This is a genomic window from Pseudomonas oryzicola (assembly GCF_014269185.2).
GTDB classification, from domain to species: domain Bacteria; phylum Pseudomonadota; class Gammaproteobacteria; order Pseudomonadales; family Pseudomonadaceae; genus Aquipseudomonas; species Aquipseudomonas oryzicola.
Genome location: NZ_JABWRZ020000002.1, coordinates 247,112 through 262,097, shown reverse-complemented (window position 1 = coordinate 262,097; position 14,986 = coordinate 247,112). Strand labels below are relative to the sequence as shown.

Annotated in this window: 14 protein-coding genes; 9 read left to right on the top strand and 5 right to left on the bottom strand. The window is 58.2% G+C overall.

Annotated features, from left to right (window positions below; genetic code table 11):
• Nucleotides 1–55 precede the first annotated feature (55 nt).
• The 3 genes from HU760_RS19270 to HU760_RS19260 all read right to left on the bottom strand — a co-directional run bounded on the left by HU760_RS19270 (nucleotide 56) and on the right by HU760_RS19260 (nucleotide 3,220).
• Complete coding sequence (locus tag HU760_RS19270; protein WP_186673215.1) at nucleotides 56–883, bottom strand: M23 family metallopeptidase; 828 nt, start codon at nucleotides 881–883, stop codon at nucleotides 56–58.
• Between the two features lie 3 nt (nucleotides 884–886).
• Nucleotides 887–2,266, bottom strand: a complete 1,380-nt coding sequence (xseA, locus tag HU760_RS19265) for an exodeoxyribonuclease VII large subunit (protein WP_186673213.1) — start codon at nucleotides 2,264–2,266, stop codon at nucleotides 887–889.
• A 75-nt stretch (nucleotides 2,267–2,341) separates the two neighbouring features.
• On the bottom strand, nucleotides 2,342–3,220 hold the full coding sequence (locus HU760_RS19260) for a LysR family transcriptional regulator (RefSeq protein ID WP_186673211.1): 879 nt from the start codon (nucleotides 3,218–3,220) through the stop codon (nucleotides 2,342–2,344).
• A gap of 97 nt (nucleotides 3,221–3,317) precedes the next feature.
• Between HU760_RS19260 and HU760_RS19255 the strand changes: the two genes are divergently transcribed.
• The 7 genes from HU760_RS19255 (at nucleotide 3,318) to HU760_RS19225 (ending at nucleotide 11,615) form a co-directional block, all read left to right on the top strand.
• Nucleotides 3,318–4,073 (top strand): sulfite exporter TauE/SafE family protein, encoded by a 756-nt coding sequence (locus HU760_RS19255; RefSeq protein WP_186673209.1) that lies wholly within the window; start codon nucleotides 3,318–3,320, stop codon nucleotides 4,071–4,073.
• Between the two features lie 50 nt (nucleotides 4,074–4,123).
• Entirely contained in the window at nucleotides 4,124–4,681 is a 558-nt protein-coding gene (locus HU760_RS19250) for a sugar ABC transporter ATPase (protein ID WP_186673207.1), read from the top strand.
• Between the two features lie 86 nt (nucleotides 4,682–4,767).
• Nucleotides 4,768–6,237, top strand: a complete 1,470-nt coding sequence (gene guaB / locus HU760_RS19245; protein ID WP_085624113.1) for an IMP dehydrogenase — start codon at nucleotides 4,768–4,770, stop codon at nucleotides 6,235–6,237.
• Between the two features lie 78 nt (nucleotides 6,238–6,315).
• Nucleotides 6,316–7,893, top strand: a complete 1,578-nt coding sequence (guaA, locus tag HU760_RS19240) for a glutamine-hydrolyzing GMP synthase (RefSeq protein WP_186673206.1) — start codon at nucleotides 6,316–6,318, stop codon at nucleotides 7,891–7,893.
• A gap of 307 nt (nucleotides 7,894–8,200) precedes the next feature.
• A complete protein-coding gene (locus HU760_RS19235; RefSeq protein ID WP_186674040.1) occupies nucleotides 8,201–9,412 on the top strand; it encodes a tyrosine-type recombinase/integrase in 1,212 nt (403 codons plus the stop codon).
• Nucleotides 9,413–9,675: 263 nt separating this feature from the next.
• Nucleotides 9,676–10,401, top strand: coding sequence for an HNH endonuclease signature motif containing protein (locus HU760_RS19230; protein ID WP_186673203.1), 726 nt, complete (start codon nucleotides 9,676–9,678; stop codon nucleotides 10,399–10,401).
• 116 nt (nucleotides 10,402–10,517) lie between these two features.
• On the top strand, nucleotides 10,518–11,615 hold the full coding sequence (locus tag HU760_RS19225; protein WP_186673201.1) for a pentapeptide repeat-containing protein: 1,098 nt from the start codon (nucleotides 10,518–10,520) through the stop codon (nucleotides 11,613–11,615).
• A 103-nt stretch (nucleotides 11,616–11,718) separates the two neighbouring features.
• On the opposite strand, the gene HU760_RS19220 is transcribed toward HU760_RS19225, so the two are convergent.
• Nucleotides 11,719–12,669, bottom strand: a complete 951-nt coding sequence (locus HU760_RS19220) for a LuxR family transcriptional regulator (RefSeq protein WP_186673194.1) — start codon at nucleotides 12,667–12,669, stop codon at nucleotides 11,719–11,721.
• An 82-nt stretch (nucleotides 12,670–12,751) separates the two neighbouring features.
• Between HU760_RS19220 and HU760_RS19215 the strand changes: the two genes are divergently transcribed.
• Together HU760_RS19215 and HU760_RS19210 are read left to right on the top strand one after the other, a co-directional pair.
• Entirely contained in the window at nucleotides 12,752–12,970 is a 219-nt protein-coding gene (locus HU760_RS19215) for a helix-turn-helix transcriptional regulator (protein WP_128733840.1), read from the top strand.
• 114 nt (nucleotides 12,971–13,084) lie between these two features.
• Nucleotides 13,085–14,440, top strand: a complete 1,356-nt coding sequence (locus HU760_RS19210) for a replication protein (RefSeq protein ID WP_186673192.1) — start codon at nucleotides 13,085–13,087, stop codon at nucleotides 14,438–14,440.
• 224 nt (nucleotides 14,441–14,664) lie between these two features.
• Here HU760_RS19210 and HU760_RS19205 read toward each other — a convergent pair whose 3' ends face one another.
• Nucleotides 14,665–14,985, bottom strand: a complete 321-nt coding sequence (locus HU760_RS19205) for a hypothetical protein (RefSeq protein ID WP_186673190.1) — start codon at nucleotides 14,983–14,985, stop codon at nucleotides 14,665–14,667.
• Nucleotide 14,986: the final 1 nt, after the last annotated feature.

The window sequence follows — 14,986 nt, the reverse complement described above, 5'->3', positions numbered from 1 at the left end:
TTGCGCAGTATTTTTAGAAGGCGCAACGCAGTGAAACTGACTTGGCAGTGCCGGTTCAGGGCTGGAACGCCCCAATGAAAATCGCCGGATCCACCCGCGCATCATTCAGGCTGACATTCCAGTGCATGTGCGGCCCGGTGGCCCGCCCGGTCGAGCCCACCCGGCCGATCACGTCCCCTCGACGCAGCTGCTGGCCCAGCTGCACATCGATCCTGGACATGTGGCAGAACATGCTGATGAAGCCCTGCCCATGGTCGACGAACACCGTGCGGCCATTGAAGAAGTAGTCGCCTACCAGGATCACCTTGCCATTGGCCGGGGTCTTGATCGGCGTGCCGGCCGGCACCGCGAAGTCCAGGCCGGCATGCGGGTTGCGTTCTTCTCCATTGAAGAAGCGCCGCACGCCGAACTTGCTCGACAGCGGGCCATTGACCGGTTTGTCGAGGATCAGGTTGCTCGGCAGGGCTGGGCTGAAGCTGCGGTAGGCCGCGATCTGCTCGGCCAGTTCGCGGTCGATGCGCTTGAGGTCGGCCGGGTTCGGGTTGACCTGGCGGGTGTTCTTCAGGGTAATGCGCTGCTCGGGGTATTTCTTGCTACCGACGGTGAAGGGCAGGGTACGGCCGCCCTGGTTCAGCAGCGCGGTACCCGGCTTCTGGGTCAGCGGGATACCAACGATGGCCAGCCAGTTGTCCTGCTCCTTCACCACCAGCACCGGCTTGCCGTCGAAGCGGGCACTGGGCGCACTGGCGGCGGGGCCGAGGTCGACCACCGCAACGCCACCGGGTACCGGCTTGTTCAGCGTGCGAGTGATGTAGCTGGCCTGGGCGCCGCCGGCCAGCAGCAGGAGGGAAAGGGCAAGCAGGGGCGCGAACAGGCGGGGCATGTGTCAGTCCAGAAGCGAGAGGGTGACCGGGGTCAGGTGGTTGTCTTCGACCCGCACCAACAGCTCGCCTTCGTTCAGACGGGCGGTCAGGCGCTGGCCATTGCGGGCCTGTGCGGCGCTGCGGATAGCCTGGCCCTGCTCGTCCAGCAGAATGCTGTAGCCGCGGGCAAGCGTGGCCAGGGGGCTGACCACCTGCAGCGTCTGCAGTTGGGCCTGGAAGCGCTGGCGGCGGTCCTTGAGCACCTCGCGCATGGCCCGTGGCAGGCGTTCGGCCAGGCTGTCCAGGCGCTGGCCCAGCAGTTTCAGGGTGCGCCCGGGGTGCTGCGCAGCCAGGCGGGTATCCAGCCGTGCCAGGCGTTCGTGGCGCTGGTTGAGGCTGAGCATGAACGCCCGGCGCAGACGCATGTCCAGGTCGTCCAGGCGCTGTGCCTGCTGGCGCAGGCGCTCGCCCGGGTGGCGCAAGCGTCGGGTCAGCGATTCCAGGCGCAGGCGGTCGTGGGTCAGGCGGTTCTGCATGCGCAGCAACAGGCGCCGTTGCAGGCCATCCAGGCGTTGCTGCAGGCCACTGTTGTCAGGTGCCAGCAGCTCGGCGGCAGCTGACGGCGTGGGTGCGCGCACGTCGGCGACGAAGTCACTGATCGAGACATCGGTTTCATGGCCCACGGCGCTGACGATCGGCGTGACGCAGGCCGCTACGGCCCGTGCCACGGCTTCTTCGTTGAAGCACCAAAGGTCTTCCAGCGAGCCGCCGCCCCGGGCCAGGATCAGCGCATCGAAACCGAGGCTGTCGGCCAGGCGGACGGCGCGCACGATCTGGGCAATCGCTTCGCGACCCTGCACGGCGGTGGGGATCAGGTTCAGTTCCACCTGCGGGGCGCGGCGAGCGAACACGCTGATGATGTCGCGGATCACCGCACCGGTGGGCGAGGTGATGATGCCGATACGCTGCGGGTGGGTAGGTAACGGCTGCTTGCGTTCGGCGCTGAACAGCCCTTCGGCACCGAGCTTTTCCTTCAGCGCCTCGAAAGCCAGGCGCAAGGCGCCATCACCGGCCGGCTCGACGGTATCGAGGATCAGCTGGTAATCGCCACGCCCTTCGAACAGCGATACCTTGCCGCGCACTCGCACTGCCAGGCCGTCGCGCAGGGCCTGGCGCACCCGCGTGGCGTTCTGCCGGAACAGCGCACAGCGCACCTGCGCGCCGCTGTCCTTGAGGGTGAAGTACATGTGGCCTGACGCCGGGCGGGCGAGGTTGGAAATCTCGCCTTCCACCCATACGCTGCGAAACACGTCTTCCAGCAGCACGCGGGCACGGCCGTTGAGTTGGCTGACGGTCAGAACCTCGCGGTCCAGGCCGAGTCGTTCGAAAGGGTCTCTGATCATGCCGGGCATCATAAAGGACATCGGCCCCGGTTGTCTGTCCCGGCCCTATCGCCGGCAAGCCGGCGATCGAGCTCTTCAGGCCCGCATCGCCGTCACGAACTGGCGCACCATCTGACCTGCATCGCGCCTGCAAGCCAGCGCCACGGTACTCTCACATCCACCCTCCAGCGCCACGAAGCTGACTGAGGCTGGCGCAATCTCGCGCATGCACGCCGGCAGCAACGCCACCCCGAACCCTGCCTGAATCAGCTGCAACTGGGTGGTCTTGCGTGACAGCACCTGCGCCGCGCGCGGGAAAAAGCCTGCATCCATGCACAGTGAGGCCGACAAGTAGCTCAGCCCGCCACGGTCCCGGTGCGGGATGGAAACGAATCGTTCCACCCGCAACTGTTCAAGCTTCACCTCTGGCGCGTCAGCCAGCGGATGCCCGGCGGCAACCGCGAGCAGCAATGGCTCACTGAACAGCGTATGCAGCACCACGCCTTCATGCTGGCGCAACACAGGCAATCGCAGTAGACCGAGATCCAGGCGTCCATCGGCAATATCCTCCAGTTGCGCCTCCGACGACTGCTGGGCAATTTCCAGCGAAACCCCAGGGTTGTCGCGCAAGTAGCCGCCCAGGCGAGCCAGCAATGGGCCGGTCAGCGGTACGGTGCTGGAGTGGTTCAGACGCAGGCTGCCCTGCAGCCCCTCACCAATGTCGCGGGTCATGCGCTCGGCCTGCGCCAGGTCGGCCAGCAAGCGCCGCGCCCGTTGCAGAAAGGCCTGGCCCGCCGGTGTCAGGCGCGGCAGGCGCGCGGTGCGTTCGAACAGCGTCGTGCCCAGTTGCTGTTCCAGCTCCTTGATCTGCCGGCTCAGCGCCGACTGGGCGATGTACAACCGCTCGGCGGCCGCACTGAAGCTGCCGCATTCGGCGATTTCCACGAAGTAACGCAACTGGCGGATCGACGTCATATCATGCCTTTTCGAGATGGATGTGGCGATAAAGGCATATTAGTCGGCATGGCTCTTCGCTGGCTAACCTGTGCCTGTATTCCTCGGAACCGCTGCCATGCTTGCTCAACTGTCGTTCTCCGGCCTCGACTGGCTACCCATCCTGCTAGGTGTCGGCATCGCCTACATCGTGTTCGGCATCGCCGGGTTCGGTACCGCGCTGGTGGCTGGGCCGATCCTGATCCACTTCATGCCGTTGTCGCGGATCATCCCGTTGCTGGTGCTGCTCGACTTCGTCGCCGCCTTTGGCAACCTGCTGCCCTCGCGCCGCGATGTGGTGCGCAGCGAACTCCTGCGGCTGCTGCCGTTCATGGCCATCGGTTGCACGCTGGGCGTGGTGTTCCTGTTGCAACTGAAGTCCGACCTGCTACTGCTGTTGATGGGCTTGTTCGTGACCGCCTATGCGTTGTACGGGCTGGCGGTGAAGGTGCGGCCGGCCAACCTGTCGGGTGCCTGGGCGGTGCCGATGGGGACGGCAGGCGGAATGTTCGGAGCCTTGTTCGGTAGCGGTGGCTTCCTTTACGCGCTGTACCTGAGCGCGCGGCTGGAACCGAAGGAGCAGGTCCGCGCCACCCAGAGCGCGCTGATCAGTTGCAGCACGATGGTGCGCCTGACGTTGTTCCTGGTTGCCGGCGTGTATGCCGACCAGAGCCTGTTGCTGCTTGCCGCCTGCCTGTTGCCGGTGATGTTCGTCGGGCTCTGGGCCGGGCGCAGGCTGGCCCACCGGCTGTCCCGTGAAGCCTTTGTACGCCTGGTCACCTGGCTGGTGCTGGCCAGCGGCCTGGCACTGATCGGTCGCTACCTGAGTACCTGAGCAGGCGGTAGAATTGCAGCACAACCGCAGTTTTCAGGCTTGCCCCGTTCATGAACACCCAGAGCATCATCGTTCCCAAACTGTCCACCGTCCCGGTGCACGAAGCCCGGGCTCGCGCCATCCTGCGCTGGCTGGTGCGCGAAAAGATCGTCGAGGAGCAACTGACCACTTGTGGTCGTACCGGCAACCGCATGGGCCATGCCTTGGCCGAAGGCGCCCGCAAAGTGGCCCTGCACCCGGCAAAACTGCCCTTCGATGAGCCGGTCAACGGCCTGGAAGTGATGCTCAAGCGCTGCATCTATACGCCCACCGAAGGTTTCCTCGAAGAGGCCGGTTGCCCGGAATGCCGGCGCGAGGTGGGCGAACCGCTGTTCGAAAGCCTGGAAGAATGGATGCCGGCGGTGAGCGACAACTTCACCTGCCCGCTGTGCGGTTTCGAAGACGACATCAACGGCTTCATTTTTCTGCAGCCATGTGCCTTTTCCAACCTGGGCTTCATCTTCAACAACTGGGGCGAGGCCGGATTCACTCCGGCCTTTCTCGACAGCTTCGCCGACTGGCTCGACCAGCCGGTGGCGGTGGTACAGGTAAAACTGCCACAAGGCTGACCGAAGGCCCTTATTTTGCATTGAGCGGCGCGCCGTGCATGAGTATAATGGCGCGCTTCCATTTTTCCCGCCCGGGAGCCCCCGCGATGCTGCGTATCAGCCAAGAAGCCCTGACCTTCGACGATATCCTCCTTGTACCTGGCTATTCCGAGGTACTGCCCAATGAAGTCAGTCTCAAGACCCGTTTGACCCGTGGCATCGAGCTGAACATTCCGCTGGTTTCCGCCGCCATGGATACCGTGACCGAAGCGCGCCTGGCCATTGCCATGGCCCAGGAAGGCGGTATCGGCATCATCCACAAGAACATGACCATCGAACAGCAGGCCAGCGAAGTACGCAAGGTCAAGAAGTTCGAGGCTGGCGTGGTCAAGGACCCGATCACCATCGATGCCGACGCTACCGTGCGCGACCTGTTCGACCTGACCCGCCTGAACAACATTTCCGGCGTTCCGGTGCTGGCCAATGGCGACCTGGTCGGCATCGTCACCTCCCGTGACGTGCGCTTCGAAAGCCGCCTGGACGCCAAGGTCCGCGACGTGATGACCCCGAAAGAGCGTCTGGTCACTGTCCGCGAAGGCGCCGACAAGAACGAAGTCCGCGAGCTGCTGCACAAGCACCGCCTGGAAAAAGTCCTGATCGTCGACGACAAGTTCAACCTCAAGGGCATGATGACCGTCAAGGACATCGAAAAGGCCAAGGCCTACCCGCTGGCCAGCAAGGACGACCAGGGTCGCCTGCGCGTCGGCGCCGCCGTCGGTACCGGCAAGGACACCGGCGAGCGCGTTGCCGCCCTGGTTGCCGCTGGCGTTGACGTGGTGGTTGTCGACACCGCCCACGGTCACTCCAAAGGCGTTATCGACCGTGTTCGCTGGGTGAAGGAAAACTACCCGCAAGTGCAGGTTATCGGCGGCAACATCGCCACCGGCGCTGCGGCCAAGGCCCTGGCCGAAGCCGGCGCCGATGCCGTCAAGGTCGGTATCGGCCCAGGCTCGATCTGCACCACCCGTATCGTTGCCGGTGTCGGCGTGCCGCAAATCAGCGCCATCGCCAACGTCGCCGCGGCACTGGAAGGCACTGGCGTGCCGCTGATCGCCGATGGCGGCATCCGTTTCTCCGGTGACCTGTCCAAGGCCATCGTCGCCGGTGCTTCCTGCGTGATGATGGGTTCGATGTTCGCCGGTACCGAAGAGGCCCCGGGTGAAGTCGAACTGTTCCAGGGCCGTTCCTACAAGGCCTATCGCGGCATGGGCTCGCTGGGTGCCATGGCACAGGCGCAAGGCTCGTCCGACCGCTACTTCCAGGACTCCTCGGCCGGTGCCGAGAAGCTGGTACCGGAAGGCATCGAAGGCCGCGTTCCTTACAAGGGTGCCCTGGCGGCGATCATCCACCAGCTGATGGGCGGCCTGCGTTCGTCCATGGGCTACACCGGCAGCGCGACCATCGAAGAGATGCGCACCAAGCCGGAGTTCGTGCGCATCACCGGTGCCGGCATGGCCGAGTCCCACGTGCACGACGTGCAGATCACCAAGGAAGCCCCTAACTACCGCGTAGGCTGAGGCTTCCGGCAATACCTGTTAGCGGGGCTGTCACGACAGCCCCGCGTCGTTTCCGATTTCCACTGACGAGATTGAGTCATGGCCCTCGACATTCACGCTCACCGCATCCTGATCCTCGATTTCGGTTCCCAGTACACCCAACTGATCGCCCGCCGCGTGCGCGAGATCGGCGTGTACTGCGAACTGCACCCGTTCGACATGGACGATGAAGCGATCCGTGCATTCAACCCGCGCGGCATCATCCTCGCCGGCGGCCCCGAGTCGGTCCACGAAGCCAACAGCCCACGTGCCCCGCAGGCGGTGTTCGACCTCAACGTACCAGTGCTGGGCATCTGCTACGGCATGCAGACCATGGCCGAGCAGATGGGCGGCAAGGTCGAAGGTTCCGACCTGCGTGAATTCGGTTATGCCCGCGTCGACGTGGTCGGCAAGAGCCGCCTGCTCGATGGCATCGAAGACCACATCGACGCCGACGGCCTGCTGGGCCTGGACGTGTGGATGAGCCACGGCGACAAGGTCACCCAGATGCCGGGCAACTTCCACGTGCTGGCCAGCACCCCGAGCTGCCCGATTGCCGGCATGTTCGACGACGCGCGTGGCTACTACGGCGTGCAGTTCCACCCGGAAGTGACCCACACCAAGCAGGGCGGTCGCATCCTGTCCCGCTTCGTGCAGGACATCTGCGGCTGCGAAGCCCTGTGGACGCCTTCCAACATCGTTGAAGACGCCATCGCCCAGGTACGTGAGCAAGTCGGTTCGGCCAACGTCCTGCTGGGCCTGTCCGGCGGTGTCGACAGCTCGGTGGTTGCCGCACTGCTGCATCGCGCCATCGGCGACCAGCTGACCTGCGTATTCGTCGACAACGGCCTGCTGCGCCTGCACGAAGGCGACCAGGTAATGGCCATGTTCAAGGAGAACATGGGCGTCAAGGTGATCCGCGCCGACGCTGAAAAGCAGTTCCTCGACAACCTGGCCGGCGAAGCCGACCCGGAGAAGAAGCGCAAGATCATCGGCCGCACCTTCATCGACGTGTTCGATGCCGAAGCCAGCAAGCTGGAAAACATCCAGTTCCTGGCCCAAGGCACCATCTACCCGGACGTGATCGAGTCGGCTGGCGCCAAGAGCGGCAAGGCCCACGTGATCAAGTCGCACCACAACGTGGGTGGCCTGCCGGAGGAAATGAACCTCAAGCTGGTCGAGCCATTGCGTGAACTGTTCAAGGACGAAGTGCGCAAGATCGGCCTGGAACTGGGCCTGCCGTACGACATGGTCTACCGCCACCCGTTCCCGGGCCCGGGCCTGGGCGTGCGTATCCTCGGTGAAGTGAAGAAGGAATACGCCGACCTGCTGCGCCGCGCTGACCACATCTTCATCGAAGAGCTGCGCAAGGCGGACTGGTACCACAAGACCAGCCAGGCCTTCGTGGTGTTCCAGCCGGTCAAGTCGGTGGGTGTCGTCGGCGATGGCCGTCGCTACGCCTGGGTCGTGGCCCTGCGTGCCGTCGAGACCGTGGACTTCATGACCGCGCGCTGGGCGCACCTGCCGTATGAGCTGCTGGAAACCGTCAGCGGCCGTATCATCAACGAAATCGAAGGTATCTCGCGCGTTACCTACGACGTGTCGAGCAAGCCGCCAGCGACCATCGAGTGGGAATGATTGGACGTCCGGCATTGCCCGGCACGATTTAGCAAAAAATGCCCTGAAGCCCGCGTAATTGCGGGCTTTTGGCTTTTTGGGTCTGGCAAATTCGGGTAGCGTTCTGCATCGCCAAGCACGGTGTTTTTGTGGCATGGTACGGGGTATTGACTGCATCTGATGCCATGCATGACGCTCAATACCATGTCCTTTGCCTCAGTGTTGGCATGGTATCGAGTTGGCCTAAAGGCCCGGTTTTACTGGGGATGGACCCCATTTTTCCGAGCTTTTCAGAGCATGGTATTTTTTCATGGAAATAGTGGAAGCCATGCTCACCGATACCAAGCTTCGAAATCTCAAGCCCCAGGACAAGCTCTACAAGGTGATTGACCGTGACGGCTTGTACGTGGCCGTCACCCCAGCCGGCTCAATCTCCTTTCGCTACAACTACTCCATCAACGGCCGGCAGGAGACCATCACCTTCGGTCGTTATGGCTTAGGGGGGATCACTCTGGCAGAGGCTCGCGAGCGGCTAGGGGAGGCGAAGAAGATGGTCGCCGCTGGAAAGTCTCCAGCTAAGGAAAAAGCGCGTGCGAAGGCGCGCACGAAGGGTGCTGAGACTTTTGACGCTTGGGCTGAAAAATGGCTGCGCGGTTACCAGATGGCGGATTCGACGCGAGACATGCGTCGATCAGTCTACGAGCGTGAGTTGAAGCCGAAATTTGGCAATCAGAAGCTGGTCGAAATCACCCATGAGGATCTGCGTGCGCTGACGGATGCCATAGTGGAGCGGGGTGCCCCTGCAACCGCCGTCCACTCGCGGGAGATCGTGCTGCAAGTTTTCCGTTGGGCCATTGAGCGTGGCCAGAAGGTTGAAAACCCGGCAGATCTGGTACGGCCTGCCAGCATCGCGAAATTTGAGCCACGTGACCGTGCGTTGACGCCCGATGAAATTGCGCTGATGTACCAGTACATGGACAGAATCGGTACCGCGACTTCGGTTCGTGCTGCGGCAAAGCTCCTTCTGCTGACAATGGTGCGCAAGAGCGAGCTTACCAATGCGACGTGGGGTGAGATCAATTTCAGCGAGGCGCTGTGGACGATCCCCAAAGAGCGGATGAAGCGTCGTAACCCTCATTTGGTGTTTCTGTCCCAGCAGGCATTGGATTTCTTCATCGCGTTGAAAACCTTGGCTGGAGGTTCAGACTACGTTCTGCCGTCACGCTACGACTCCGATTTACCAATGAGTGCGGCCACGATCAACCAAGTACTGACGCTCACTTATCGCCTTGCGCAAAAGGAAGGGGTGCCATTAGGCAAATTCGGTCCCCACGATCTGCGACGCACGGCCAGCACGCTGCTGCATGAGGCGGGCTACAACTCCGACTGGATCGAGAAGTGTCTTGCGCATGAGCAGAAAGGCGTGCGCGCCGTTTACAACAAGGCCGAGTATCGGGATCAGCGTCGAGCGATGCTACAAGATTGGGCGGACATGATCGACGAGTGGACGGTTAAGAAACCTCGAAAAAAGAATGAGTAGCTTGCACAGTTGTCCCTTCATATAGCTAATCGCTTGAGCGGGAATTGCCTGCACTTGAACAGCCGTTTGCATTCGACGTGCCTGGTCATTATGTTCGATATGACCAGTCGCACGCATGTGTGAGGGACGAATGTATCGCTTACGACCCATAGAAGCCAGTCTTGGTTGCAAGAAATTTAGGATTTCTATACGGGGCCTCAACTATTTAGCTAGTAAGCATCGTTGATTTTCAAGTGCTCGTTCAATCATACTTAGGAAGTAATATGGCCTTCTCAGTGAAAATAGCAAATCTCTTAGCCTATCGCTCGGGTTACATTTGCAATAATCCAGAGTGTAATGTACTCACTATCGGCCCGGCATCCTCTGACCCGCACCTGCAAACCAAAAAAGGAGAGGCGGCTCATATCGTCGGAGAGAAGCCTGGTGCCGCACGCTATAGGGATATCGGTAAAGCAAGTATTGAGAGCGATCAAAATGGGATTTGGCTTTGCGTTGCTTGTCATACTCTAATTGATAAAAACAATGGTAAAGATTATGAGGAGAAGGAGCTGATTCGATGGAAGAGTAGCCATGAAGAGCTGATTTCGGTACTTCTCAAGACTCATCGAAGTCCGCTTCCATTAGTGAGGCGATTCAGTTCGAATATGAAGGTTGCGCAAGACATGGTGGATACACTTGCTCATAAAGGAGTAATGTACCAACCCCATGCTATGGAAAATCCAATATTTGTGATTCAGTCGATTGATCAAATTAAACGAAAGTTGCTGCGGCTTTTGCGCCAGATTGACCTTGATAAGAGACTCAGGGAAATTTGTGAAGGTTTGATTAGTGCGTGTCGAGAAGTTATGAATGAGAACTCTCGAGATGGAAGTGCTCTTAACGCTTTTCTCGATATACTTAGAATACGGGTTGGCAGATTTTTATATCAGTTGCAGCATGAATATGGGTGTTCGGTTTCTGGAGGTATTTCAGTAATTGTGCGTCCTTAAGTGGCTCGCTAAATTTCCTAAGAGCTGTATGGGGAATTGCCATCAGTGCGGGGTAATCGTGCTGGTGGTTTTATTTATAGTTTTGATTTACATTAATATATGGGTGTGCTTTGTATATGGAAAAGACGTTCAATAAGAGGCAGTATTTGCTTTTGACCGCCTGTGCTGAAAAGGGGGATTTTTCTGACTGGAATAGTTATGTTGGATCCACTGAAGATCTTATTGATTTGCGTGAGGCAAATTTAGAGAATCTGAAAATTGTCGGGGCGAAATTTCAGAATGCTCAAGGAGAGGGAGCAAACTTCAATGAGGCTATTCTGACTGGTGCAGTATTAGATGGGGTGGATCTTTCGGGTTCCCACTTTTTAAATGCGGAGCTTACCGGAGTTAAAGTAAGCGGATCAGCTTTTCATGACTGTATATTTGATCGAGCCAAGCTGTCGGCTGGAACCTTTACCATGTGTAATTTCAATGGTTCAAGGTTTCATTCGGCTAAACTAGTATCTGTAGAGTTTTGGGAGTCTAACTTTCAAGATTCTACCTTTTATGCTGCGGACTTGTCGGATGCAAAGTTTTATGGTGGGGGCTATAATCCAATTGCCCGAAAGGAATTAAGGTTTAACCTTTTTGGAACTAGCTTTAAAAACGCAAAATTCACAAGTTCAACATATTTTCACTTGGCTAATGTGTCGCGCGAGACGGACTTTCGAATCACTAGCTTTGAAAGTGCTTGTTATTCAACTGGGTTGCGCCAGAGTCTTCAATATTGTAATCGGAGGCACAACTGGAATGATTGGTGTGAGAACAATGGGGTAGTAAAAGGCCTGTTGGTGAAAATGTTTTGGCTTGCATCAGATTATGGTAGGTCGCCTAATCGGGTGATTATTTCATTCTTCTCAATCAGTCTGATTTATACGTTGCTGTATTTTTTGTTCCCTCTACTAACGTCGGAGGGTAATTTGAGCTTTATAAGGAGTTTCTACTTCTCCGTGGTCACGATGACGACTCTCGGATTTGGTGATATCTACGCTAACAAAATTAGCTGGCTGTCTCAATTGGTATTGGTCACTCACGTCTTTTTTGGTTATATATTGTTGGGTGCGCTACTGACGGTTCTATCAAACCTATTTACCGCGGATGGCCCTTCTCAAGGTTTAGCTAAGCATCCTGGAAAAAATAAAAATAGAATTACATTTAGTCTTTCAAAGTTATAGTCGTGGATGATGGTCTGGGCCAATAAACGGGTGTTGGCCCGCCAGTAGGTAAGATCGATAAATACGTCTGATCACTTGAATACAGCTGCGTAGCTCGACTTGCTCAAGCTATCGAAATTCGAAAACAATCAGGGATTGAGCGAAGAGCTTTGGATACTGCTTGGCGCTCGATTTCCAACCTGCGAGCAATTTCTGACTGGTTGAAGCCAAGTTTCTGAAGTGCGAGGATTTGTTTTTTTCGGTCTGTCAGCTTCATGTCAACCATTAGACGAGCGAGGTTTCTTAGCTCCGCTTCGTCCGCTAGGTGTAAGGTCTGGCCAAGCATATATCTAAAGATATACGTGTCGACGAGCTCGTCGCCTGACTTCGCCAGAGGCTCTGTTCGTATCGCGCATTGCCTACTGAGTCTGGCTAGTTCTAGATCGAACTGTGTTACAGATCTCATTGCTTGCCTGTATGCCGGGTTCCAGCTCCCATCTGGCGTCTTTGGGCGATGAGCACTGCAGTACAGGTTGCTCAGACGTAGGTGTTCGTCGATATCACGCTGGCTCTCACCTTCAGCGAACATTGCAAGTTCAGCTCGCACGCCGCAGAACCTACAGAATCCTTTCAAGCGCTGACCGTTTAAACCGCCCATATCTTTGTTCGACGGCTGCTTGCGCTTACATGCCATCACCAGTTCTATCAACGTCTCAAGCGTTGCAATGAAGCAACGATCAACTCCTGACTGCTTGTCATGCGTCAGAACAAAAGCTAGCAGCAATTGGCGCTGTAGGCGAACCATGGCGGCAATACCAACCAGCTGCATAATCGTGCTGAACGCTACGTTCGTTCCTGCTCCGGGAATATGGCCCTGATAGCTCGATGGAAGGTTTTTGGCGTATGCCGCTACGGCAGGGTCGATAAGCTCTTCGACCAGGCGAACGATCGAATAACGTTTAGATGCTGTGGAGTAGGGCTCCCAGCGATCAAGAAATCTGTATAGGGCCTCTGTGACGGAGGCGTCACACCCCTTCCAAATAGCTATGGTTGATGGTTTCTTCATGTCAACCATTTTAGCCAATCATTCCGTCGAAGCAATAGGCACTTAGAGGCACGATCAGGCACACATTCGTTGTGACTGACAGGGCCTAGCTATGCATTCATCGAGCAAAAAACTGATCGACAAAAAGACCCTCCTGGCGATGATCCCGCTGTGTGAGCGCACGATCTATAACTTTGAAATGAAGGGTAAATTCCCGCGCCGCATTGCGGTGAGTAGTCGCAAGGTCGTGTGGGATTTGGCCGAGGTAGAGGAATGGATTGATTCGTGCAGGGAGTCTGGTCCCGCCCCAAGGCCAGGAATGGCAGTCTGAGCGGTGCGGACCGGGCCTGAGACAAGGTCGATATCAGACACTGCCAACTCTCTGGCAGAGCTGACTGGCGCAAGCTCACAGCTCGCGCTTTTCAGTTCTCAGGACGAAGCGCAGATGTACCATGACAGGGCGAGAGCCGGTTTTTTTTCGTTACTCGTCGACTCCCGAGGCGAAAAGCGCCAGTCTTCTCATCGTCTGGCTGATATGCCAAAAGTGCTTAATTTGTTGGACAAAAAACGCGACACGTGGATGTCCCAAGCAGAGTTCATCCGACCCAATAGGCGAGTCGTAAATCTTCTGCGGCTTGGCCTGCTGTTCGCCGACCTTGACACCTACCGCGTGCCCGCGCTGGCTGGGCGAGCGCCTGACCAACTGGTCGCGTCCGTCCTATATTTCTGCGCCGAAGAGGGCTTGCCGCCGCCGTCCGTGCTGATCTACAGCGGCCGGGGCATACAGGCCAAGTGGCTGCTGGAGGGCACGATTCCACGACAGGCCCTGCCCCGTTGGAATGCTTGTCAACGCTACCTTGTGGATCGTCTTGCGCACGTCGGCTCTGACCCGATGGCCAAGGACGCCAGCCGTGTGCTGCGCATCGTGGAGACGGTCAACAGCAAGAGCGGGGAAGTCTGCCGCGTTGTTCATGTCCAGAGAGGCGCTGACGGCGAACCGATTCGCTACAACTTCGAGTATCTGGCCGAGGCGCTGCTGCCTGCGGCACGCTGGACAATCGAGCAGCAGCGGCAGGAACTGGCCGAACAGCGTGAGCGGCGCACCACGAAGAAGCCTTTCCGTTTGGTGCCTGGGGGCAAGGCCGGCAATCTGCGTGGGTTCTCCGGTAGACAGCTCGCATGGGATCGCCTCGAAGACCTGCGCAAGCTCGCTGAGCTGCGCGGCGGCGTCAGCGAAGGCAGCCGGATGCAGCACCTGTTTTGGCGGCTGAATTTCCTACTGCTGTCAGGGGCGACCAACAGCAAGCAGATGTACCACGAGGCGGCCGCGCTGGCCCGCGAGCTTGACCCGCAATGGAATAGCCGCTCGAAAGAGCTTATGACGCTGTTCAGCAAGGCCAAAGCCTATGAAGCCGGGGAAAAAATCAGCTTTGGTGGTAAGGACTACGCGCCGCTCTACACGCCGCGAAACGACACGCTTATCAACCTGTTCGGGATCACCACCGATGAACAGGGTCAGCTTAAAACCATCGTTAGCCAGACCGAGGCCGCGGAACGGCACAGGAAGCGCGAGGAATGCCGCAGACGCGCTTCCGGTGCGGTAGACCGGGAAACCTACCTTGAAGCTGCGAACTCCAAGCAGGCAAAGGCACAGTCCCTCAGGCGCGAGGGCTTGAGCGTGCGAGCCATTGCTAAGCAAATGGCTGTATCAGTCATGGCGGTTTCTAGATACATAAATGCACCGGCGATTCAGTGTACCAAGTTCGTGCGTATTACTAATGGCGAAGCCCCCGCGCAATAGATGGGGTCCTGTCCGAGCTGTTGGTCAAGGTGTTCAAAGTCCGTGCGTATTACTAATGACAGAGTCTTCCGCACTTTTGATCAAGGCGATCTGGGGGGCGTCGTTTTGATGGAGTAGCGGTAGGGGCTTGTCCGGTAGGGTGAGCTGAGACAAGTCCGTGCGTACTACTTAGATTTGGTGTCTCCGGAAAACAAACCCCCGCACTCTGGCGGGGGATTGTAGGGTCAGCGGTTGCTGGGGGAGTCGAGCCTTTGGGCTTCCTGCGCCGCTCGGATCGCCATCAGAACTTGCTGGGTTTGAGCTGCATTGCTCTTGCTACCAAGCAATGGGAGGCGACTCAGGTGTTGCACTCCGGAAAACATGTGGAAGGAAGCCGAAAGGGCCAGCGGGCTAACTCGAAGCTGCAACGCGGTGCATTGTCGATCCAGTCTATCGAGCAATGGCCCGTAGCCTTTGCTTCGTAGCCAGCGGCCGAACGCCCATATGGCTATGGCCAAGGTGGAGGCGAGTACGGCGAATCCAGCGAACATCAGAATGCTATTCATG